Source organism: Agrobacterium tumefaciens, from assembly GCF_031801495.1.
GTDB classification, from domain to species: domain Bacteria; phylum Pseudomonadota; class Alphaproteobacteria; order Rhizobiales; family Rhizobiaceae; genus Agrobacterium; species Agrobacterium tumefaciens_K.
Map to the genome: position 1 here is coordinate 2,385,390 of NZ_JAOEGC010000002.1, position 22,942 is coordinate 2,408,331.

General features: G+C 57.9%; 22 protein-coding genes and 1 riboswitch (1 of these 23 running past the window's edge). Of the genes, 13 read left to right on the plus strand and 9 right to left on the minus strand.

Annotated features, from left to right (window positions below; all coding sequences use genetic code 11):
- The 4 genes from N7578_RS20965 to N7578_RS20980 form a co-directional block, all read left to right on the plus strand.
- On the plus strand, window positions 1–503 hold the 3' portion of the coding sequence (locus N7578_RS20965; protein WP_311112145.1) for a TetR family transcriptional regulator. It extends 157 nt beyond the left edge of the window; 503 of the gene's 660 nt are visible here — the last part of the coding sequence; its start codon lies beyond the left edge, outside the window; its stop codon occupies window positions 501–503.
- Between the two features lie 189 nt (window positions 504–692).
- Complete coding sequence (locus N7578_RS20970; RefSeq protein ID WP_311112146.1) at window positions 693–1,883, plus strand: efflux RND transporter periplasmic adaptor subunit; 1,191 nt, start codon at window positions 693–695, stop codon at window positions 1,881–1,883.
- A gap of 54 nt (window positions 1,884–1,937) precedes the next feature.
- Window positions 1,938–5,027, plus strand: coding sequence for an efflux RND transporter permease subunit (locus N7578_RS20975; RefSeq protein WP_311112147.1), 3,090 nt, complete (start codon window positions 1,938–1,940; stop codon window positions 5,025–5,027).
- A gap of 150 nt (window positions 5,028–5,177) precedes the next feature.
- The gene (locus N7578_RS20980) at window positions 5,178–6,617 is read left to right on the plus strand and encodes an efflux transporter outer membrane subunit (protein WP_311112148.1); all 1,440 of its coding nucleotides are present in this window, start codon (window positions 5,178–5,180) and stop codon (window positions 6,615–6,617) included.
- Between the two features lie 217 nt (window positions 6,618–6,834).
- On the opposite strand, the gene efp is transcribed toward N7578_RS20980, so the two are convergent.
- On the minus strand, window positions 6,835–7,404 hold the full coding sequence (efp, locus tag N7578_RS20985) for an elongation factor P (RefSeq protein WP_311112149.1): 570 nt from the start codon (window positions 7,402–7,404) through the stop codon (window positions 6,835–6,837).
- 250 nt (window positions 7,405–7,654) lie between these two features.
- On the opposite strand from efp, the gene epmA reads away from it, so the two are divergent.
- From epmA to N7578_RS21000, 3 genes are all read left to right on the plus strand, one after another.
- Complete coding sequence (gene epmA / locus N7578_RS20990; protein WP_311112150.1) at window positions 7,655–8,719, plus strand: EF-P lysine aminoacylase EpmA; 1,065 nt, start codon at window positions 7,655–7,657, stop codon at window positions 8,717–8,719.
- Window positions 8,716–9,780: a lysine-2,3-aminomutase-like protein gene (locus N7578_RS20995; RefSeq protein ID WP_311112151.1), complete on the plus strand. Its 1,065-nt coding sequence runs from the start codon at window positions 8,716–8,718 to the stop codon at window positions 9,778–9,780. Before epmA ends, N7578_RS20995 begins: the two co-directional genes overlap by 4 nt.
- Before the next feature lie 381 nt (window positions 9,781–10,161).
- Window positions 10,162–10,353 carry a hypothetical protein gene (locus N7578_RS21000; protein WP_311112152.1) on the plus strand — a complete coding sequence of 64 codons (192 nt, stop codon included), beginning with the start codon at window positions 10,162–10,164 and terminating at the stop codon, window positions 10,351–10,353.
- A gap of 102 nt (window positions 10,354–10,455) precedes the next feature.
- On the opposite strand, the gene N7578_RS21005 is transcribed toward N7578_RS21000, so the two are convergent.
- On the minus strand, window positions 10,456–10,692 hold the full coding sequence (locus N7578_RS21005; RefSeq protein ID WP_311112153.1) for an Lrp/AsnC ligand binding domain-containing protein: 237 nt from the start codon (window positions 10,690–10,692) through the stop codon (window positions 10,456–10,458).
- A 105-nt stretch (window positions 10,693–10,797) separates the two neighbouring features.
- The gene (locus N7578_RS21010; protein ID WP_311112154.1) at window positions 10,798–11,715 is read right to left on the minus strand and encodes a LysR family transcriptional regulator; all 918 of its coding nucleotides are present in this window, start codon (window positions 11,713–11,715) and stop codon (window positions 10,798–10,800) included.
- Window positions 11,716–11,845: 130 nt separating this feature from the next.
- Here N7578_RS21010 and N7578_RS21015 point away from each other — a divergent pair, with 130 nt between their 5' ends.
- The 4 genes from N7578_RS21015 to modC all read left to right on the plus strand — a co-directional run bounded on the left by N7578_RS21015 (window position 11,846) and on the right by modC (window position 15,891).
- The gene (locus tag N7578_RS21015) at window positions 11,846–13,129 is read left to right on the plus strand and encodes an FAD-binding oxidoreductase (protein WP_311112155.1); all 1,284 of its coding nucleotides are present in this window, start codon (window positions 11,846–11,848) and stop codon (window positions 13,127–13,129) included.
- A 134-nt stretch (window positions 13,130–13,263) separates the two neighbouring features.
- A complete protein-coding gene (gene modA, locus N7578_RS21020) occupies window positions 13,264–14,055 on the plus strand; it encodes a molybdate ABC transporter substrate-binding protein (protein WP_311112156.1) in 792 nt (263 codons plus the stop codon).
- A gap of 61 nt (window positions 14,056–14,116) precedes the next feature.
- Window positions 14,117–14,818, plus strand: coding sequence for a molybdate ABC transporter permease subunit (modB, locus tag N7578_RS21025; RefSeq protein ID WP_311112157.1), 702 nt, complete (start codon window positions 14,117–14,119; stop codon window positions 14,816–14,818).
- A complete protein-coding gene (gene modC, locus N7578_RS21030; protein ID WP_311112158.1) occupies window positions 14,815–15,891 on the plus strand; it encodes a molybdenum ABC transporter ATP-binding protein in 1,077 nt (358 codons plus the stop codon). Before modB ends, modC begins: the two co-directional genes overlap by 4 nt.
- On the opposite strand, the gene N7578_RS21035 is transcribed toward modC, so the two are convergent.
- The 6 genes from N7578_RS21035 to thiC form a co-directional block, all read right to left on the minus strand.
- Window positions 15,860–16,261, minus strand: a complete 402-nt coding sequence (locus N7578_RS21035; RefSeq protein WP_311112159.1) for a winged helix-turn-helix domain-containing protein — start codon at window positions 16,259–16,261, stop codon at window positions 15,860–15,862. The genes modC and N7578_RS21035 overlap by 32 nt on opposite strands.
- A complete protein-coding gene (locus N7578_RS21040) occupies window positions 16,258–17,259 on the minus strand; it encodes a P1 family peptidase (protein WP_311112160.1) in 1,002 nt (333 codons plus the stop codon). Before N7578_RS21040 ends, N7578_RS21035 begins: the two co-directional genes overlap by 4 nt.
- A gap of 86 nt (window positions 17,260–17,345) precedes the next feature.
- A complete protein-coding gene (locus N7578_RS21045) occupies window positions 17,346–18,119 on the minus strand; it encodes a thiazole synthase (RefSeq protein WP_311112161.1) in 774 nt (257 codons plus the stop codon).
- A 4-nt stretch (window positions 18,120–18,123) separates the two neighbouring features.
- Window positions 18,124–18,321, minus strand: a complete 198-nt coding sequence (gene thiS / locus N7578_RS21050) for a sulfur carrier protein ThiS (RefSeq protein WP_311112162.1) — start codon at window positions 18,319–18,321, stop codon at window positions 18,124–18,126.
- A complete protein-coding gene (gene thiO / locus N7578_RS21055; protein WP_422646718.1) occupies window positions 18,318–19,298 on the minus strand; it encodes a glycine oxidase ThiO in 981 nt (326 codons plus the stop codon). The genes thiS and thiO overlap by 4 nt, the downstream gene beginning before the upstream one ends.
- Window positions 19,299–19,301: 3 nt before the next feature.
- Window positions 19,302–21,122, minus strand: coding sequence for a phosphomethylpyrimidine synthase ThiC (gene thiC / locus N7578_RS21060; protein WP_311112163.1), 1,821 nt, complete (start codon window positions 21,120–21,122; stop codon window positions 19,302–19,304).
- Between the two features lie 94 nt (window positions 21,123–21,216).
- Window positions 21,217–21,328: riboswitch (TPP riboswitch) on the minus strand.
- 181 nt (window positions 21,329–21,509) lie between these two features.
- Here thiC and N7578_RS21065 point away from each other — a divergent pair.
- Both N7578_RS21065 and N7578_RS21070 read left to right on the plus strand, forming a co-directional pair.
- Entirely contained in the window at window positions 21,510–21,761 is a 252-nt protein-coding gene (locus N7578_RS21065) for an acyl carrier protein (RefSeq protein WP_311112164.1), read from the plus strand.
- Window positions 21,761–22,942 (plus strand): acyl-CoA dehydrogenase family protein, encoded by a 1,182-nt coding sequence (locus N7578_RS21070; protein ID WP_311112165.1) that lies wholly within the window; start codon window positions 21,761–21,763, stop codon window positions 22,940–22,942. The genes N7578_RS21065 and N7578_RS21070 overlap by 1 nt, the downstream gene beginning before the upstream one ends.

The window sequence follows — 22,942 nt, forward strand, 5'->3', positions numbered from 1 at the left end:
CCGATATTGCCGCCGCCCTCTGCATGTCGCCCGCCAATGTCTTCAAGCATTTCAGCTCCAGGAATGCGCTGGTCGATGCGATAGCGCTGGAACAGATCGGCCTTTTCGAGCGGGAAATTCATCTGCTCGACAAGAGCTATCCGCCTGTTGAGAGGCTTCGGCACCTTGCACGGACACTGATGTCGAAACACCATCAGGATCTGAATGACAATCCCTACATACTCGAAATGATCCTGCTGACAGCCAAGCAGGATCTGAAGTGCGGCGACTACTACAAAACTGTGATTACCAGCAGGCTCGCTGAAATCATTCAAGATGGCGTGGCCGACGGCATCTACCCCATCGCAGAACTCTCGATGCAACCAGAAACGGTTCTTCACGCTCTCACGAGCGTCATCCATCCCGTGCTTATTGCGCGGGAAGATATCGACAATTTGGCAACACGTTGCGATGAACTCGTCAGATTGATTGATGCGGGTTTGCGTAATCCGCTTGCTAAGTGACGATTCTCAATTTACGTCACCTTCATCGCAATCGCTTGCGAAGCCACCAAGCCTGCGCTTCTATAAGCAAGGCGCATCGGGCGGAAACACAATAAGGTCAAGCAGCTGGTGAACCTGTTTCGTTTCCCTATCCGTATGATGGCGATGCAAGGCAGGAAATCGAGTTCGACCGACACTCGGGGAAGAAACATGAGCCGACGTACTTTACCGATTTTTGCTTCTCTGTGCATGACCGCAGTTCTTGCCGGATGCAGCGACAGCAGCCAGAGCGATCAGGCCGCAGCCACCGAACGCCCGCCGTCTCCCGTCAGCGTGGTTCCGATGAAAGTCAGCGAATACCCGCTGACGACAGTCTTGCCCGGCCGCGCCAGCGCCTTCCAGACTGCCGATATCCGTCCGCGTGTTACAGGCATCATTCGCGAAATTCCTTTCAAGGAAGGCAGCGAGGTCAAACAGGGTGATATCCTATACCAGATTGATGATGACACGTATCTGGCAGAAGTCGCGCAGGCCAAGGCAACCGTTGCAAAGGCGGAAGCCGGCGTTCCGAGCGCGCAGGCAAACCTGACGCGTTACGAGCGTCTGGTAAACAGCGGTGCGACACAGATCGAATACGAAAACGCCAAGGTAACGCTGCTTCAGGCCGAGGCGGATGTGGCGCAGGCAAAAGCTGCCCTGGAAACCGCAGAAATCAATCTCGATCTGACCAAGGTCCGCGCACCCTTCGATGGCATAACGACAGCCACGGCCTTCAGCATCGGTAATGTCGTCACGGCCAACCAGACGAGCGCACTTACCACCTTGCGCCGGATCGATCCGATCTACATCGATCTGATGGAGTCGAGCGCCAATCTTCTGCGCCTGAAAAACGCGGTCGCATCCGGCCAGTTGGGCGGCGATACAGGTGCAACCGGCATTCATCTCACGCTTGAGGACGGTACCGAGTACAAACATGGCGGCAAGATCGACATGTCCGACATGGCCGTCAGTGAAACAACGGGAACATTCTCGATTCGCGCACTTTTCGATAATCCGGACGATCTGATCCTTCCGGGCACATATGTCAGGGCAACGCTGACCATTGGCAAGGAAAAGGGTTACCTGATCCCGCAGCGCGCCGCGAACCGCAATGCCAGCGGTGAACTGACGGCAAAGTTCGTGAGCGCTGACAACAAGGTGGAAACGCGTACTTTCCCATCCAGCAGACAATCCGGCAACGCCTGGCTCGTTACGGAAAACATCAAGGACGGCGACAAGCTGATCGTCGATGGATTCCAATGGATCGCGGACGGCGCATCGGTGGCACCGGTTGAAGTAACAATCGACGACAGGGGCATTGTCGTACCGCCGGCACAGCCGGCTGCCGCTCCCTCGAAATAAGCATGAGCAGGAAACCTCTGTTCGAAGCTCGAAAAAGATAAGGCAAGGACTGCCATGGCCCACTTCTTTATCCGGCGCCCTGTTTTCGCATGGGTTATCGCCATCGTCATCATGCTTGGTGGCGTCTTGGCGATCGCGACGCTTTCGATTTCGCAATATCCCGATATTGCACCGACAACCGTTCGTGTCAGCGCCACCTATAACGGCGCGAGCGCGGAAACCGTCGAGAAATCTGTGACGACGATCATCGAGGACGGCATGACCGGGCTTGATGATCTCACCTATATGACATCGTCCTCCTCCACGGGCAGTGCGGAAGTCACGCTGACGTTTGGTAACAGCATCCTGCCGGATATCGCCCAGGTTCAGGTGCAGAACAAGCTGCAGCTCGTCCAGTCGCAATTGCCAGACACCGTACAGCAGCAGGGCATTCAGGTCAGCCGCTCCACATCGAGCATTCTGATGGTGGGTGCGCTTATCTCTACCGATGGCAAGAGAAATTCGGCCGACCTCGGCGACGTCTTTTCCTCACGCATCGAAGACCAGATCAAGCGGCTCGAAGGTGTCGGCAGCATCAATGTGTTCGGCTCAGAATATGCCATGCGCATCTGGCTGGATCCGTTCAAGCTCAACAAGTACCAGCTTACCACCGCAGACGTGACAAGCGCGATCGAGAGCCAGAACACGCAGGTTTCGGTGGGTTCGCTCGGCGCGCTGCCCGCGACCCAAGGCCAGCAGCTGAACGTTACCGTCACGGCACAGAGTCAGCTGACGACTGTGGCAGATTTCGAATCCGTCATCCTCAAAGTTGAGAAAGACGGCGCCACCGTCCGCCTCAGTGATGTGGCGCGCATCGAGATCGGCCAGGAAAGCTATGGTGGCGACTCCCGCTCCAATAGCCGTCCCGCAGCAGGTTTCGCGGTCAATCTCGCGACGGGAGCGAATGCGCTCGATACGGCAGCCCGCGTCAAGGATGCTCTGACAAGGGTCGAAGGCTCTCTTCCGGAGGGTGTCGCCATTGAATATCCCTACGACACGACGCCCTTCGTGAAGCTATCGATTGAGAAGGTGGTACACACACTGATCGAAGCGATCATTCTCGTATTCGTCGTTCTTCTCGTCTTCCTTCAGAACCTCAGGGCGACCTTTATCCCGATGATCGCGGTGCCTGTCGTTCTGCTTGGAACTTTTGGCGTCCTTGCGCTGACGGGGTATTCGATCAACACGCTCACCATGTTCGCCATGGTGCTGGCCATCGGCCTCCTCGTGGACGACGCCATCGTCGTTGTCGAGAACGTCGAACGCATCATGTCGGAAGAAGGTCTTTCACCGGTTGAGGCGACGGAAAAGTCGATGGGTGAAATTACCGGCGCCATCGTCGGTATCGCACTCGTACTGACCGCCGTCTTCATTCCGATGGCGTTTTTCGGTGGCTCGACAGGTATCATCTATCGTCAGTTTTCGGTCACCATTGTATCCGCGATGCTTCTTTCGGCCGTAGTCGCCATCGTTCTGACACCGGCGCTTTGCGCCACCATGCTGAAGCCGATCGATCATCACAAAAAGCAGCGTGGTCCCGGTGCCTGGTTCAACCGCGGCTTTGGAAAAACCACCGATGGTTACGTCTCGTCCATCGGCTACCTCCTGAAACGTCCGCTACGTGTCACGATTCTCTTCCTCGTGGTCATCGGCGGCTGCGCCTGGTTCTTCACCCGCCTGCCAAGCTCCTTCCTGCCGCAGGAAGACCAGGGCGTTCTGCTGACAATCGTGCAGACACCGACGGGTTCGAATATCGAGCGGACCAACGAGGTGGTTAAGCAGGTGGAAGCCTACTTCCGTGAAAAGGAAGGCAACAACGTCGAATCCGTTTTCGGCGTGCTGGGCTTCAGCTTCACGGGCTCCGGCCAGAACAACGCCATGGTCTTCACCAAGCTCAAGGACTTCTCGGAGCGTACGGCACCTGACCAGCATGCCGCCGCGATCGTTCAGCGGGCGATGGGAACGTTCTTCACGTTCCGCGACGCGCAGGTGTTCCCGCTTCTGCCCCCTGCCATTCAGGGCATGGGCACATCCAGCGGCTTTTCGATGTATCTCGTCGATAGCGGACGCAACGGAACCGATGCCCTTACGGCAGCCTCGAAGGAACTTATTCAGCTGACAAACGGCAATCCCAACGTCAGTTCGCTTCGAAGCAACAGCCGTGACAACGAATCGCAGATGAAGATCATTCTCGATCAGGAAAAAATGGGAGCCATGGGCGTCGATCTTGCGTCTGTGAACCTCATGCTGTCGACGATCTTCGCCGGACGCGACGTCAACGATTTCACGCTGAACGGGGAGTTGAAGCCTGTCTACGTCCAGGGCGACGCACCCTATCGCATGCAACCGGACGACCTGAAATACTGGTATGCCCGCAACACGAACGGCGAGATGGTACCGTTCTCCTCCTTCAGCGAAGTCACCTGGATCAATGCGCCGCCCACACTCGCGCGTTTCAACGGCACGGGCGCCATCTCTCTCGAAGGTACGGCCGGTCCCGGCGTCGCCTCCGGTGACGCGATGAACGAAATGGAGCGTCTCACGGCAAGTCTGCCGGGTGGATACACCGTCGCATGGCAGGGCATCTCCTATCAGGAACGCCTTTCAGGCTCGCAGGCTCCGATGCTATACGCGCTGTCGGTCTTGATCGTCTTCCTTTGCCTTGCAGCTCTTTATGAAAGCTGGTCGATTCCGTTCTCGGTCATCATGGCTGTGCCGGTCGGCGTGCTGGGCGCATTGGCAGCCGCACATTTCTTCGCGCAATCGAACGACGTTTACTTCAAGGTCGGTCTGCTGACGACGATCGGTCTCGCGGCGAAAAACGCGATCCTGATCGTGGAGTTTGCGAAGGAGAGGCAGGAGCACGGGCTCAGTCTGCTGGAAGCAACTCTGGAGGCCGCAAAGCTTCGCCTGCGTCCGATTATCATGACCTCACTGGCATTCATCCTCGGAGTTGTGCCCCTTGCGATTGCAACCGGAGCGGGATCATCCGCACAAAATGCAATCGGTATCGGGGTTCTGGGTGGTATGCTTTCTGCAACACTCCTCGGAATTTTCTTCGTCCCGTCGTTTTTCGTCATCATTCGTCGCCTTTCAAGGCGTTAACAAACCAAAAATGGGCTGTGCCAATCGTAAATACGCTGCTAGAAATGTTGCTGATTTGGCAGATGCGCATTTCTGCGGCATTTCGGCGGCCTGGTCCGCCTGGTCGTGAAGTTGCGTTCGGTGGGCCAACCGGAGAATTGGGAAAATTATATGCTGTCTATTCGTGCTACCATTCCTCTGACAATGCTCTTGCTGTCTGGCTGCGTTGTCGGCCCAGACCACAAGACCCCGGAAATTCAGCTTCCCGGCAAATATGCGGAAGGCGGAAAAACAAGTAACGGCGATATCAGCAGCGTAGCCTGGTGGACAGCTTTCAATGACAGCCGTCTGAATGGTTACGTTTCAACCGGCCTCGCACAGAACCTCACCGTCCTTCAGGCGCTCGAACGCATCAACCAGGCAGAGGCGAATGTCGTTGCTGCCGGAGCGGGTTCGCTTCCGAGCCTGACGGCAAGCGGTCAGCACACGACGAGCCAGACAAAGGGCAGCTATCGGGATGTACCTGTCACGAACGCATCTTCGGGCGGCCTGAGCGTTTCCTGGCTGCTCGACCTCTTCGGTCAGTACCGCCGCGCCAAGGAAAGCGCCAACGCCTCGCTCGACGCCGCCTATTCCAACGTCGATACGCAGCGCCTGACGCTGATTTCTGCCGTCGCAGCAGCCTATATCGATGCGCGCTACTATCAGGAGCGTATCGCAATCGCCAAGCAGAACCTCGGTTCTCGCCGTGAAACGCTTGACCTCACCAAGCTGCAGCTCGAAGCAGGCGCCGCGTCGCGCCTCGACGTCGTGCAGTCCGAAGGTCTCGTCAACTCGACGCTGTCCGAAATTCCGGGACTTGAGACGAACTTCCGTCGCTCGGCTCACCGCATCGCCACCCTGCTAGGCCTGCCTGCCTCGTCGCTGCTGTCTGAACTTCAGAAGGGTTCCCGCCAGCCGGTCGCTCGTAGCATTCCGCGCACTGGCATTCCGGCCGACCTCATTCGTAACCGTCCGGACATCCGTGCGGCCGAACGCGAACTCGCTGCTGCGGTTGCCACCATCGGCGTTGCTGAATCCCGCCTTTACCCGAGCATCGAGCTCGGCGGCGCGATCACCCCAAGCTATAACTTCATCAGCGGCGGCGGCAGGGGATCGGCAAACAGCTGGTCGTTCGGCCCGAGCATCGTTCTGCCGATTCTCGATGGCGGAACAATTCGCTCCAACATCGACCTCGCGAATTCCCAGGCACGCGAACAGTACCTCGTCTGGAAGGCGACGGTTCTGAACGCTGTCGAAGAAGTGGAAAACGCACTGGCTGCCATCAACCGCGACCAGCGGACGGCGGATGCGCTGCGCAAGACGGTTGCCTCCTATCAGGAGGCCCTGCAGCTCTCCACCGCAAGCTATCGTGACGGTGCATCTTCGCTGCTCGACGTTCTCGACGCTCAGCGTCAGGTTTCCACTGCGCAGGCAAGCCTTGCACAGGCCGTTCAGCAGACCGCGCAGGACTACGTGTCCCTCAGCGTTGCTCTCGGCGGTGGCTATGCCTACGGCCAGACGGCACCAAAGAAGGCGACCGAAACGCAGACTGTTGCGAAGGGCATGTAACAGCCCTTGAGCATGAAATGATAAAGCCCGCGCTGAGCGCGGGCTTTTTTTATGCCGTGGCGTAAATCCAGTCAAAGCGCGCTGCGAGACTACCCGCGAAAATGCAGTAGACCGCCTGATGGTCCCGGAGGAGCCGGACGCGGTGCGAGACCGCAAACACAGCCATAAAAAAGCACCGGTCACCCGGTGCTTTTTGCTTTTCGGATCATCGATCCGATCAGTTCTTGGCGCGCTCGACGTAGGAATTGTCTTCCGTCGCGATCACGACGCGGATGCCGGCATCGATATGCGGCGGGACCATCGTACGGATGCCGTTCGAAAGAATGGCCGGCTTGTACGAGGAAGAAGCCGTCTGGCCCTTAACGACCGGCTCGGTTTCCATGATTTCGAGCGTGACGTGGCGCGGCAGTTCGACAGCCAGCGGAATGCCTTCATGGATGGAAAGCACGCAGGTCATACCTTCCTGAAGGTAGGCCTTCTGGTCGCCCATCGTGTCTACGTCCACAACCACCTGATCGTAGTTTTCCGGGTTCATGAAGTGGAAGCCTTCGCCGTCTTCATAAAGGAACTGGAAGTTCAGGTCTTCAACGAAGGCGCGCTCGACCTGCTCGGTGGTGCGCCAGCGCTCGGAAACCTTCACGCCGTCAACGATGCGGCGCATGTCGACCTGCGTAACAGGCGTGCCCTTGCCGGGGTGGAAGTTATTGGCAGTGAGAACGACGTAGAGCTTGCCCTCCACTTCAAGAACATTGCCCTTGCGGACGGATGAGGCGATAACCTTGACCATATGACTTCCTTGTAACTCGATGAAATGCGTCGTAAAGGACTGCGCGGCTGCACCGACCCGGTAGACGTTTTGTCTTTTTTCTGGGGCGCAACTACCTTAAATCCGTGCGAATTGCCAGCCTTCTACAGCAATTCCGGGAAGAGTGCCTAGCGCTTTTCCGTCCGGACCTGTTTTAAATGGCAAGATTGGATGCTTTCCGGAGGTAAACTCCGTAACACCGCCGCTGGAAAGACGGAAAGAAGACGAAACCATGGGTTCAAGCAACGAGAAAGTATCGTCCTGGTGGAGGCCCGATGTGCATGCGGACCGCCGCCCTTTCCTTATAGGGCGAAACGCGATCCAGTCTGCATTCCGTAGTTATTTTTCCAGCCACGACTTCCTCGAGGTCGACACCGCAACCCTGCAGATTTCACCGGGCAACGAAGCACATCTTCATGCCTTCGCAACCCGCGGCATCACAACGGCTGGCGATGAGGCGACGCTTTATCTGCACACCTCGCCGGAATTTGCCTGCAAGAAACTGCTGGCAGCTGGCGAAAAACGCATCTCCTGCTTTGCACATGTTTATCGAAACCGCGAACGCGGCCCGCTCCACCACCCGGAATTCACCATGCTGGAGTGGTATCGGTCCGGAGAGACATATGAAACGCTGATGAAGGACAGTGCAGAGCTTCTGGCGATCGCCGCAGAGACTGCAAAGACGAAAACCTTCACCTATCGCGGCCGCAGCGTCGATCCGTTCCTTGCGCCGGAACGTCTGAGTGTGGCCGAAGCCTTCGGACGATATGCGGGCATCGACTTGCTTTCGACCATCAGCAGGAATGGCGAAACCGACGCCCGGCATCTGTCGGCAAGCCTCACCAACGCCGGAATCCGCGTCGCTGACGATGACACATGGGCGGATATGTTCAGCCGGGTGATTGTCGAACGGGTGGAGCCGGAACTCGGCTTCGGTCGCGCCACTATTCTGGATGAATATCCGACGAGCGAAGCGGCTCTGGCACGCAAGTCGCCAGCCGATACCCGCGTTGCAGAACGCTTCGAGCTTTATGCCTGCGGTGTTGAACTTGCCAACGCCTTCGGGGAACTGACGGATGCGGATGAGCAGCGACGCCGGTTCGAGACGGAGATGAAGGAAAAGCAGCGGGTGTATGGTGAAACCTATCCACTGGACGAGGATTTTCTGGCCGCACTGGAAATCATGCCACCAGCAAGCGGCATAGCGCTCGGCTTCGACCGGCTCGTCATGCTGGCGACGGGGGCTCCTCGTATCGATCTCGTCATGTGGGCACCCGTTGCGGAATACGGGCGATGACCAGGGCCGAAACGATAAAGACACCCGAAGCCCTTCTCGAAGCTGGACTGATCGACGCCGGCGCGCTTGAACGCCTGCGTGCCGTTACCGAGCGTTATGCGCTGGCGATCACACCGACTATCGCGCAACTTGCGAACCCGCATGATCCGGCCGATCCGATTGCCCTGCAGTTTGTCCCAACCGAAGCCGAGCTTTTGCAGCTGCCGGAAGAACGGAACGATCCGATTGGTGACAGGACCCACAGCCCTGTCCACGGTATCGTCCATCGATATCCTGATCGGGTGTTGCTGAAGGCCGTCCACGTCTGCCCCGTCTATTGCCGCTTCTGCTTCCGCCGCGAAGCCGTTGGTCCACAGGGCGAAGGAACGATGAGCGCGGACGAACTAGATGCCGCGTTCGACTACATCAAATCGCATCCGGAAATATGGGAAGTCATCCTGACGGGCGGTGATCCGCTCGTCTTATCGCCACGCAGGCTCGCCAGCCTAATGCAGCGGCTGCGTGAAATTCCGCATGTCAAAATCGTCCGCTTCCACACACGCGTACCCGTGGTCGACCCGGATCGCATTGATGCCGCACTGATCGATGCGCTGAAAGCCAGTAGCAAAACCACCTATGTCGCCCTTCACGCCAACCACTCGCGTGAATTGACGGATACGGCCCGCGCAGCCTGCGCTCGTCTAATCGATGCCGGAATAGCCATGGTGAGCCAGACGGTATTGCTGCGGGGCATCAACGACGATCCTGCCGTACTCGCAGACCTTATGCGCGCCTTTGTCGAAAACCGCATCAAGCCCTATTATCTCCACCATCCGGATCTCGCACCCGGCACAAGCCACTTCCGGCTGGAGATCGACGAAGGACAGCGAATCGTTTCGGCGCTGCGCGGACGAATCTCCGGGCTCTGCCAGCCGACCTATGTTCTGGATATCCCAGGGGGATACGGCAAAGCCGTTATCGGCGAGAATGCGGCACGGAAAACGTCCGAGGGTTGCTACTCCGTTTCAGATTTCAACGGAAACGTTCATATTTACCCGCCCCGGGATATACAGAACGATTAAAAAGCCTGTCAAAAGCCCATAATCCGGGGCTTTTGAAACAGCGCACATGCGGAAACAAAAATTTCACATTTCCGCCCCCATCCTGTCATCATACAGAAAAATATTCTACCTATAACAATATGTATTGATTCTAACGCTGATCCGGACTATTTGTCTTTTGAACTGGAGAACGAGTCTCCTGATATTCCGGGTCAACACCAACACAGGGAGTGTGTCATGTCGAAATATCCGCGCATCGTCGCAATCCTTGGTCTTGAATCCCGGGATGGTGGATTTAAATCCACATGTTCCCGCTGCTGTCGAATGTGACGTAACCGTCTCAATTATCTGAAATTCAGTTCGACAACATGCTGTGAGTCATAGCCACAGCGGGAGTGTATTATGGAGAAGCAAGTTATTGAATTCGCTGGCGAACCCGTCGGCATCGTTATTCCGGACAACAACCGGCTGAAGTTTATCGCGGTCAAGTTCCACGTCCACGATCTGGACGAGCAGAAGTTCGACAGCGCCGACGACGTGCGGATTGCAATCCGTAATCTCGTCCGTGACCGGAACCTCGCCGCAGTCGCTTGATGGGAAGCATTTTCCCGGAACCTGAAAGCGATCACGAAAACAAAAGCGCGCCCGATAGTGATATCGAAGGCGCGCTTTTCAATTCATGAGTGTGGCTCAACTTCAGAACGCGGTAAACGTCAGGGTGGTCAAGGAGCGCACGATACCCGGAATATTGATGATGTTCTGGTTGATGAACTTGCCGACATCCTCTTCCGGACCCAGATAGATTTTCAGCAACAGATCGTACTCGCCGCTCGTCGAATAGAGCTCGGACACGAGTTCCGTTTTGTAGATGGCATCGGCGACATCATAGGTCTTGCCGGGTTCACATTGAAGCTGAACGAAAATGGGCTTCACGAACGTCTCCCGCGGTTGGATTCGCAATAATATGGCTTGGCACCATAGGCATGCCGCACTATTGGCGCACCCGCATTCGTCTTGCAAGACCCATTACCTTTCGGGCTACCCGGTGGCGTTGCCTCGCCTGCCCTTGCCTGCCTCCGTCACAATCCACTGGCGGAAACTTTCCAGCGGCGGATAACCCGCACGCTCCGACATACAGGCGAGATAATAGGCTTCGTCGCTCTCCAGCGCGCCCGAAACCGCGCTGACGAGTTTTCCCGTTCTTAGCTCCTCCTCGATCATGAACGAAGGAATGAGCGCTGCGCCGACGCCGACGCAGGCCGCCTCCGCAATCGTCGTAAACTGATCGAAAAGCATGCCGTGCAGATTATCAAACATAACCGCACGGCTTCGGAACCATTTTTCCCATGCATCCGGCCGGGTGGTCATATGCAGCAGCGGTACGTTCAAAACGTCGGCGGGATGCACAAGCTGATGCCTTGCCTTGAAATCGGGACTGCACACCGGGACGACCGTTTCGTGCATGAGCAACACCAGTTCCGCGCCCGGCCAATGCGGCAGGCCGAAATGAATGGCTGCATCGACCGTTTCGGTCCGGAAGTCGAAGAGGGAGGATCGCGTCAGCAGATTGACCGATATGCCGGGATAGGCTGCAATGAAATCGGGAAGACGCGGCACCAGCCAGCGCGTGCCGAAACTGGGCAGAACCGCCAGATTAAGCGTACCGCCATCCGGATTGGCACGCAGATTGAGCGATGCGGTGGAAACACGGCGCAACGCTTCGCGGATTTCGCGCGCATATCCCTCGCCTGCCCGTGTCAGCCGGATCGTCTGCCGTTCCCGCACAAAAAGCGCGACGCCCAGCTGCTCTTCCAGCGCCAGGATCTGACGGCTGACGGCGCCCTGGGTCAATCCAAGCTCCCGCGCCGCAGCCGAAACGCTGCCGATGCGCGATGCGGCTTCAAATGCCGCCAGAAGCGACAGGGATGGTAAGAATCGGCGCGGCGGAAGAACCATATTCCCTCAAGGAATGAACTCTTGACGATATGTTGATATTCACCATGCAGAGGCGACTGTAAAGTCTGCGTAACAAGGGCTTATCACTCATATGCAATAAACATGAACAGCCCGGAAAAATGGTGGAACGATGTATGATGACCCACGCTCGCACGGTCTATGGGAAAAGACCGCGCCGCAGCCTCCGGCAACCACAGCCCTGACGGACGAGATACAGGCCGATGTTGTGATCGTCGGCGGTGGCTTTACGGGCCAATCGGCAGCGCTTCACCTGGCCGAAAAAGGCGTGAACGTCGTTCTTCTCGAAGCCAGACAGATCGGCTTTGGCGGGGCTGGCCGAAATGTCGGCCTGATAAACGGCGGCATGTGGGTGATGCCAAAGGAATTACCGGTCGTGCTGGGATCTGTTTACGGGGAACGCCTCCTCAACCTGCTGGGAGATGCGCCACTGGTCGTTCGCGACCTTATTGAAAAACACGGCATCCCCTGCGAAATGGAGAAGAACGGTACATTGCACTGCGCGGTCGGTGAAAAAGGGCTGGCTGAAATTCAGGCACGATGCGAACAATGGGCTGCACGCGGCGCGCCCGTCAGAGTTCTGGATGCTGCGGAAACAGCGAAACGGATCGGCAGCACCGCCTATTCCGGCGCACTTCTCGACACTCGCGCCGGTACGCTCCAGCCGCTGGCCTATGTTCGCGGTCTGGCAGATGCCGCCACGAAGGCGGGCGCGAGGCTCTTCACCGATAGCCCGGTTGTTGCGGCCGATCGGAATGGAAGCGGATGGACGGTGAAAACACCGCAAGGCTCTGTATCCGCCGAGTGGATCATCGTCGCGACCGAAGCATACAGCATCGGGCCATGGAAGATCGTTCGTGAAGAGCAGGTCTATCTGCCATACTTCAACTTCGCCACCAGACCGCTGAGCGACAATCTGCAAAAGAGCATCCTGCCGAACAGGCAAGGCTGCTGGGATACGAAAGAAATTCTATCGTCATTCCGCATGGACAAGGCTGGCAGGCTGGTGTTCGGCAGTGTCGGCGCCTTGCGCGGCACCGGCGCGACCGTTCACAGGAACTGGGCGAGACGATCGCTGAAACGGCTTTTCCCGCAACTCGGTGACGTCGAATTCGAATGCGAGTGGTACGGGCAGATCGGCATGACGGACGATGCGCTACCGCGCTTCCACAAGTTCGCGGAAAAGGTCGTCGGTTTTTCGGGCTATAACGGCAGGGGTATCGCGCCCGGCACAGTCTTCGGTAAGACCATCGCCCGCCACGTTCTGGGTGAAGTTTCCGAAGACCAACTGCCGCTTCCGGTAACCGACCCCAAAGCCCAATCATTCCGTACGCTGAAGGAAAGCTATTACGAAGCAGGCGCGCAACTCGCCCATTTCGCGGGCGAGCGTTTCTGAAAAGCTTCCTGCGACAAGCTGCCGCCTTTACGGCGGCTTTTTCTCGACGCATCGATATATTCTTGAAAATATAATGATGGCGATGTACCGCTAGCGTTATATTCGCAAAAACATCTCGATACCGGGGAATGATCATGAAGCTTCCGCGCCGTAATTTCTTGAGAAGCGTTGCTGCTGCCACATCCATATTCGTGGCTGCATCTTTTGCGGCTCTGCCTGTCCATGCCTCGGAAAAAGTCACGGTTTTTGCCGCTGCGAGCATGAAAAACGCCCTCGACGCCATCAATGCCGAATGGGCGAAGGAAAGCGGCAACGAGGCGACCGTTTCCTATGCGGCAAGCTCCGCACTTGCCAAGCAGATCGAGACAGGCGCGCCTGCCGATGTCTTCATTTCCGCCGACCTGGCATGGATGGATTACGTTGCCGACAAGAAGCTGATCGACACCGCGACCCGCTCCAATCTTCTCGGCAACCGCATCGTGCTGGTCGCCCCGGCAGACAAGGCCAAGCCGGTTGAAATCGGTCAGGGCTTCGATCTCGCCGGTCTGGTGGGCGATGGCCGTCTGGCCATGGGCGCCGTCGATTCCGTTCCCGCCGGCAAATACGGCAAGGCCGCGCTGGAAAAACTCGGCATCTGGGCCTCGGTGGAAAATAAGGTCGCGGGGGCAGAGAGCGTACGCGCCGCGTTGCTGCTCGTTTCGCGTGGTGAAGCGCCCTATGGCATCGTCTATGCAACCGACGCCGCAGCCGATCCGGGTGTTGAGATCGTCGGCACCTTCCCGGAAGACAGCCATCCCCCGATCATCTACCCGGTCGCCATCCTGTCGGAAGCAAGGTCACCGGCAGCGAAATCCTATCTGGAATTCCTGAAGTCCGCCAAAGCCACGCCCTTCTTCGAAAAGCAAGGCTTTACCGTTCTGAAGTAAGATTCATCATCGTGGCCTTCGGCAGGGAGGCCACAGACATGCATGATGACAGGATACGCATTTGAATTGGTGGACGCTCAGCCCGGAAGAATGGACCGCGATCAGGCTCAGCCTGAAGGTGTCGGTCGTTGCCATGTTCGCCAGCCTGCCGCCTGGAATTCTGATCGCGTTGGCCCTTGCGCGCGGACGCTTCTGGGGAAAGTCCATCCTGAACGGCATCGTCCACCTGCCACTTATTCTTCCTCCCGTTGTTACCGGCTTTCTGCTTCTCATCCTCTTCGGTCGCAGGGGAGCAATCGGCCAGTTTCTCGATGAGTACTTCGGGATCGTTTTTTCGTTTCGCTGGACTGGGGCAGCACTTGCTTGCGCCGTCATGGGGTTTCCCCTGCTGGTACGCTCCATCAGACTGTCCATCGAGGCGGTGGACGGAAAACTGGAAGAAGCGGCTGCGACACTTGGCGCCAGCCCGTTACGCGTGTTTCTGACAGTCACCTTGCCGCTTATTCTGCCCGGCATTATCGCAGGCATGATCCTCGCCTTTGCCAAGGCGATGGGTGAATTCGGTGCAACGATCACCTTCGTTTCGAACATTCCCGGAGAAACACAAACGCTCTCCGCCGCCATCTATACGTTCACGCAGGTACCGGGTGGAGATACCGGTGCGTTGCGGCTCACCATCGTCTCTGTCGTCATTTCCATGCTGGCATTGCTCGTTTCCGAGTTTCTGGCCCGCATCATTGGAAAAAAGGTGAGCGTGGAATGACACTCGCTGTTTCGGTTCGCCACCGCCTCGGCACCTTCGCACTCGATGCATCCTTCACATCACAGAGCCGCGTCACCGCCCTTTTCGGACGCTCCGGCTCCGGAAAAACCTCGATGATCCGTATTATCGCGGGCCTTATGCGACCAGAGGAAGGACAGGTTTCGCTGGATGGCGAAGTACTGACAAACAGTGAAAAAGGGGTGTTCGTGCCGGTCCACAAGCGCCGGTTCGGATATGTGTTTCAGGAGGCCCGGCTGTTCCCTCACCTGAGCGTCTCGCAGAACCTGAATTATGGAAAGCGGTTATCAACCGACAGCCTGACAGGAAAGGATGATAACCACATCCTCGAGATGCTCGGCATCGGCCACCTTTTAAAGCGCCAGCCGAACAAACTTTCCGGTGGCGAGAAACAAAGGGTCGCCATCGGACGCGCACTTCTGTCTTCGCCGCGCCTGCTGCTGATGGATGAGCCGCTGGCCTCGCTGGACGAAGCCCGCAAAGCAGAGATCATTCCCTACCTCGAGAGACTGCGCGACGAGATGAAAATCCCGATCGTCTATGTCAGCCATTCCATTCAGGAAGTCGCGCGCCTCTCAGACACCATCGTGGTGATAAAGGACGGGAAAGTCGAAACGCAGGGCAAAGCCGCTGACGTCCTCTCGCGCCCCGCACTCAGCGTTCACCTTGAAAAACGAGAAGCGGGGAGCATCGTCTCCGGCCACCTGGAGAGCTTTGACGAACGCCACAGCCTCGCCGCCGTGCGCCTGTCCGGCTTACTGATTCACGTCCCGGCAAGAAGGGTGACGGCAGGAACGCCTGTACGCGTTCTGATTCCGGCACGTGACGTCATGCTGGCAACCGTGAAACCGGAAGGCCTGAGTGCGCTTAACATTCTGGAAGGCACGGTCGCGGAGATATCGCCGTCGGCAGATGGCATGGTAACGGTTCAGGTGGATTGTGGTGGTAACATCATCCAGTCACGCATCACCGACCTGTCCCGTGAGCGACTGCATCTTGAACCGGGAAAACCGGTCCACGCCATCATAAAGTCGGCGGCTCTCGATCCTTATTGACGGCATGCCACACTTCCGGGCTTCGGTTTGCTTCCAGCCAGTCGAGATCAACACGCAAGGCGTCGTTCATGCGTGCCTCCATCCTGCGATATCGTTCCAGCAACTCGACACCGAAGGGTGTCAGCGCCGCGCCACCGCCCTGCTTGCCGCCGCGCTGCGATTCGATCACGGGTTCGCGGAACATATGGTTGAGGGCATCCACCAGAAGCCAGGCACGGCGGTAGGACATATCCATCGCCCGCCCGGCAGCAGAGATCGAACCCGTCTCGACGATCAGTTCCATCAGCTCGATCCGTCCATGCCCAAGCCGCTCGCCGGGCGGAAAATCTATACGAAGAACTGGCTTTAATGGTTCTGCCGGACCGGTCATCGAACGCCACTCCCAACATGAGTGTCGCGGAACGCTCTCTGGGCACCCTCCACGGGCAAGGCAGTCGCTTCGTAAACACCCCGCGCCACAGCACGCGCCATGGTTATCGTCGCAAGATGGCAGAGTTCAGCAAAATGAACACCGGCTTCCAGCGGTTTTTCGCCTGTTGCCGCAGCAAACATCGTATCCCCATCGCTCGGCAGATGAGCCGGCAGAACCGCCCTGGCCAGACCGTCATGCGCCATGATCGACAGGCGATGCGCCTGCGCCTTCGTCAGCACCGCATCTGTCACAACGGCACCGATCGTCGTTGCTGTCAGGTTCACGCCCTTCAAACGCAGCGCGGTATCTTGAGCGGTGAATTGCGAAGGATATCCGAAATCCCCGAATTCACCTGCCGTCTCGAATGGTGCAGACCAGAAATGACGGCTCTCGCCAACAGTCACCGAACCGAGCGCATTGACCACAACGATGGCCGCGACCCTGTAACCGCCGGAACTGATGGCACTGGCCGAGCCCAGACCACCCTTGAACGTCGCGGTCGTCGCACCTGTACCGGCACCCACCGTTCCAAGCTCGAAAGGTCCGGCCGCCGCCGCCTTGAAAGCTGCATAGCCCATGTCACGATAGGGCGAATGCAGCCCCCAGTCCTTGTTCCCGCCATTCAACAGGTCCATGAGGATCGCCTGCGGCACGATCGGCACCAGCGTCGTTCCAACCTGCAGGCCGCGCCCGATTTCGCGTAGGCCCGCCTGAACGCCACCTGCCGCATCCAGTCCGAACGCAGAGCCGCCGGAAAGCACCAACGCATCGACGGTTTCCACCGTCATGGCGGGATCGAGCAAGGCCGTGTCCCGGCCACCGGGCGCACCACCCAGAACGCTTCCCGACGCAACGACAGCTTTGTTGAAAACGATGGCGGTAACGCCGGAGCCGAGTTGAAGATCCGTGACGTTTCCAACCGAAACTCCACCGATGTCCGTCAGAAGATTGTGCATACCGCCTCGTTGCCCCTCTTTTCTGTCGGTATCCCGCCGCATCGATACGGTGTCAACGCTAAACGCGGCGACACAGGAGAGCAACTTCAGGAAAAGACCGCCGTACCGATCACAGGCGTCGAAGGCACCGCCATATCCCGTGGTTCGAGCGGCCCGGCGCGAAAGGCGTCATGACCGGCGGCAATGCCGTTTGCAAAGGCCCGCGCCATGAGTACCGGGTCGCCCGCACACGCCACCGCCGTATTCAGTAGCACGGCGTCATAACCAAGTTCCATCACGGTCATTGCATGCGATGGACGCCCTATGCCAGCATCGACGATCAGCGGAACATCGGGAAAGCGTGCCCGCATCGATTTTAGTGCCGTGATATTGAGTGGCCCCATGGCGCTACCGATCGGCGCGCACCATGGCATCAAGACCTTGCAGCCAGCATCCAGCAGTTTTTCGGCCACAACCAGATCATCGGTCGTATAGGGAAAAACCTCAAAACCTTCATCGCTGAGAAGCCTCGCAGCCTCCACCAGCCCAAATACGTCTGGCTGCAAGGTGTCGTGATGGCCGATGACCTCCAGCTTGATCCAGTTGGTTCGGAACACCTCACGCGCCATCTTCGCGGTCAGAACCGCCTCTTTGGCGCTATGGCAACCAGCCGTATTGGGCAGAATGTGACAGCCGAGGCCATGCAGCAGCTCGAAAAACTGGCCACCTTTTTTCCCACCTGCCGTTTCCCGGCGCAACGAAACCGTCAGTATTTCCGTGCCGCTTGCCCGCATGGCGTCTTCCAGCACGGCGGGAGACGGATATCGTGCCGTACCGAGCAACAGGCGGGAACTGACCGCGCGATCATAAAGCGTCAGCATGTTATCAACCTCCCTGCATAGGGGAAAGAATTTCGATACGATCGGAATCCTTCAATTGAAAACCGGCGCGATCCTCCACATGCACCAGATCGCCATTGACCGCCGTTGCGAGCCATTCCCCCTCATAATCGAGGCTGGCAAGCAGTGCGGCCAGCGTATCAGCAACGAAATCAAGCTCGTCGCCATTCACTAGAAGTTTCATGATCCATGTCCTTTTTCAGATGCGTTGTTGAAGACGATCCGCGCTGCTTCCTGCGCCATCGCCGGTGAGAGAAGAAAGCCGTGCCGATGCGCGCCATTCATGAAGACGGTCCTACTGTCCTCGATCACTCTTGGCAGATTGTCTGGAAACGCAGGGCGAACGCCTGTTCCTATTTCAAGGATCTGCGCCTCTCCAAAGGCCGGATGGATGGAATATGCGGCGTTCAGGAACTCCATCATCGAGCGCGCCGAGATCGGCCCGGCATCGTCCGATTCGATCATCGTCGCACCGAGCATGAAGCGGCCCGGTTCCCGCGGCACGATGTAGAGCGGTATGCGCGGATGCAGCAGACGAACCGGCCGGGAAAGTGAAACCTCGGGCATTGAAAGATAAAGCATCTCACCACGCACGCCGCGCAGCCGGGAAAGCGCCCCGATCCTGGCATGACCGGCGCAATCGATCACCCGGTCGAACACGTTTTCATCCACCGCAAGACCATCATGATGAAAAACAACGCCGATTGCCTGAAGACGCGCGTAAAGCGCCTTCAATGCACGCCGGGGATCGAGATGACCTTCATCCGGGAAATAAAGCCCGGAACGGAATCGTCCCGCGAGATCGGGTTCAAGAGCCGCGATCCCATCCTCGTCCACCCACCTGTAACCGCTCGTTCTCGATGCAAAACGCGAAAGCTCGGCCCTGTCGCGGCCAGGTGCGACGACCAGAGTACCTTGCCTGACGACAAGCCCCGGCGTCGCCTGTTCCCACCAGTCGAGTGCGGATTGGCCGAGCGTCAGCACGGCTTCCTCCGCGCTCTCGCGTTCGCACCAGGGTGCCAGCATTCCGCCCGCAAACCAGGAAGCACCGCGAAACGGTTCGGCGGCGAGGTCCACAACCTCCACCACCGCACCGCCGCGGCAAAATTCGAGCGCCACCGTCAAACCAACGACGCCCGTTCCTCTGACCAGAACACGCATCCCCTATTCTCCGGCTGGTTGGCTGAGAGGCAGATACAGTTCGCCACCCTCCTGAAACTTGGCGGCCATGGCCTCCAACCCCTCTTTCTGCGCCTCGGAGCGGATATCGTGTGAAATCCGCATCGAGCAGAATTTCGGCCCGCACATCGAGCAGAAATGCGCGACCTTGTGCGCCTCCTTCGGCAATGTCTGGTCATGAAACGAACGGGCCGTATCGGGATCGAGCGAGAGATTGAACTGATCTTCCCATCGGAATTCGAAGCGGGCGCGGGACAGCGCATCATCCCGTACCTGTGCCGCCGGATGTCCCTTTGCGAGATCCGCAGCATGGGCGGCGATCTTATAGGTGATGACGCCGGTTTTCACGTCATCGCGATCCGGCAGGCCAAGATGCTCCTTCGGCGTGACGTAGCAGAGCATTGCCGTGCCAAACCAGCCGATCATGGCCGCACCGATGCCGGAGGTAATGTGATCGTAACCTGGCGCGATATCCGTGGTCAGCGGCCCGAGCGTATAGAATGGCGCCTCACCGCAGACGGCAAGCTGCTTGTCCATGTTTTCCTTGATCTTGTGCATCGGCACATGCCCCGGGCCTTCGATCATGACCTGGCAATCCTTGGCCCAGGCGATCTGCGTCAGCTCACCCAGCGTTTCCAGCTCCGCGAACTGCGCCGCGTCATTGGCATCGGCTATCGAGCCGGGACGCAGGCCATCCCCCAGCGAAAACGAAACGTCATAGGCCCGGCAGATATCGCAGATCTCCTCGAAATGCTCGTAGAGGAAGCTCTCCTTGTGATGATGCAGACACCACTTGGCCATGATCGAACCACCGCGCGAGACGATACCCGTCACGCGGTTGACGGTGAGTGGTATGTAGTGAAGCCGCACGCCAGCGTGGATTGTGAAATAATCGACACCCTGCTCCGCCTGCTCGATCAACGTATCGCGGAAAACTTCCCAGGTGAGATCCTCGGCAATGCCGTTGACCTTCTCGAGTGCCTGATAGAGCGGCACAGTACCGATCGGCACCGGCGAATTACGGATGATCCACTCGCGGATATTATGAATGTTGCGCCCGGTCGAAAGGTCCATGACGGTATCGGCGCCCCAGCGGATCGCCCATACCATCTTCTCGACCTCCTCGGCCATGGACGACGTTACCGCCGAGTTGCCGATATTGGCATTGATCTTCACCAGAAAATTCCGGCCGATGATCATCGGCTCCAGTTCCGGATGATTGATGTTGGCGGGAATGATCGCCCTGCCAGCCGCAACTTCCTGACGAACGAACTCGGCCGTAACGTGATCGGGAATATGCGCGCCAAAACTTTCGCCATCACGGACGAGCTTTTCCTTCGCCGCCTCGCGCCCGAGATTTTCGCGAATGGCGATGAACTCCATTTCCGGCGTGATGATGCCGGCGCGTGCATAGGCAAGTTGCGTCACCGCCTTGCCTTGCTTTGCACGAAGCGGTTGGTGACGCACCGGAAACTCGGGAGTCAGGCGCTCGCCGGTCGCAAAGCCGTTATCTTCCGGCCTGACGTGACGGCCTTCGTAAACATCGGCATCGCCACGCACCAGAATCCAGTCGCGCCGCTGGCGCGGAAGTCCGAGTTCTATTCCGACTACATGTGCGGGATCGGTGTAGAGTCCGGAAGAATCGTAGACCGTCACCGGCGGCTCGCCCGCGGTTGGATGAACGGCGATGTCCCGCATCGGAACGCGGATATCCGGGTGCAATATGCCGTGCCTGTAGATTTTCGTGGAGGCTGGCAACGGTCCTGTTGTGACGGTCGGGGGAATTGTCTTGGCAACGATATTCATCATGAGGCTCCAAAGTTTGACAGTGGAGACCCAGTTCGAGCCGGAATGATGGAAAATACCGCAGGGCAATGCATGAACGTCAGACGTCAGCATACCTGCGGTCTTTGCACCGTCCCTACGCCAGTATGAACTGGATCAGGTTCAACGGGTCACTGCGCGTTACAGCAGAATCTCAGCCCCTTGACGGGACACCCCTGGTGAATGGTCGAAGGAAAAGGCACATCCCTCCTTTTGTCAAGGAGCGATATCAGCGCTTGGCAGCATCGATGGATTGTCGCATGCTGCTGTTAGTTGCAGTTAACCTAACGGTTTAGTTGAATGTTATCGTTTGGAATGTAACCATAACATTCAAAGCCTCTAATATGACCTCATGGGAGACACGTCCAGATGAACGCGACTATTCGTGAAATACTGGCCAAGTTTGGCCAGCTGCCCACCCCTGTCGACACGATTGCCGATGACGCGGATCTTTATGCGGCAGGGCTATCATCCTTCGCATCGGTGCAGCTGATGCTCGGCATTGAAGAAGCCTTCGACATCGAGTTTCCGGACAACCTGCTGAACCGCAAATCTTTCGCCAGCATCAGGGCGATCGAAGATACTGTGAAACTCATTCTCGACGGGAAAGAGGCCGCCTGATGAACGTGACCGTCGCGCCGATAGATGAAGCTCTGTCCGCGCGTGCGGGCCGGGTGGCGGCAATTGCCGCAAAACATGCCGATGACGTGGACAACGCCGGGCGGTTTCCCCATGAGGCCGTCGGCGCACTGCGGCAGGAGCGACTTTTAGGGGTTCAGGTGCCTGAACCCCTCGGCGGCGAAAGCGCCTCCCTTCTGGAGATCGCCGATATCTGCGTTCGTCTTGGTCAGGCCTGCTCCGCAACGGCGATGATTTTCGCCATGCATCACATCAAGCTGTCCAGCCTCGTGGAGCATGGTGAGGAAAGCGCCTGGCACGCGGCTTTCATGCGCCGCGTCGCGGGTGAACAGCTTCTTCTCGGATCTGCAACGACAGAAGGTGGCATTGGCGGCAATCTCCGCAACTCCATCTGCGCCATCGATATCCAGGGCGATATCTGCCAGCTGGAAAAGGATGCAACCGTAATTTCCTACGGTAGCGACGCCGACGCCATTCTCATTACCTCGCGGTCGCATGCGGACGCAGTTCCCACCGATCAGGTCATGACGGTGTTCCTGAAAGACCAGTACACGCTTGAGAAAACCCATGTCTGGGATACGCTCGGCATGCGCGGCACCTGCTCGGATGGTTTCCTTTTCCGCGGCAAGGCGCCATCGGCCCAGGTGTTTCCGAAACCCTTCGCCGAGATCGCGGCACAGTCCATGCTGGCAACATCGCATCTGCTGTGGAGCGCGGTTTGGTACGGGATTGCTTCGGACGCGGTTCTGCGCGCCCAGTCCTTCGTTCGCGCCGCAGCTCGCAAATCACCGGGTACCGCCCCGCCCGGCGCAATCCGCCTTGCAGAAGTCTCCACCAAACTGCAGGTGGTGAAATCCAACATCATCGCCGGCATCAAGGCCTACAACGACACGAAGAGCGATCCGGAGAAGCTTATGTCCATGGCCTTTGCCGTCGCCATGAACAATGTGAAGATCTGCTCATCGGAATCAATTCTCGAAATCATCGATCATGCGATGCTGATCTGCGGCATCATGGGTTACAAGAACGGTACGCCCTATAGCCTCGGGCGGCACCTGCGTGACGCGCATTCCGCACGCCTGATGATTTCCAACGACCGAATTCTCGGCAATTCCGCCAATCTCCTGCTGGTTCACAGGCAGGACACCAGCCTCTTGGGATAA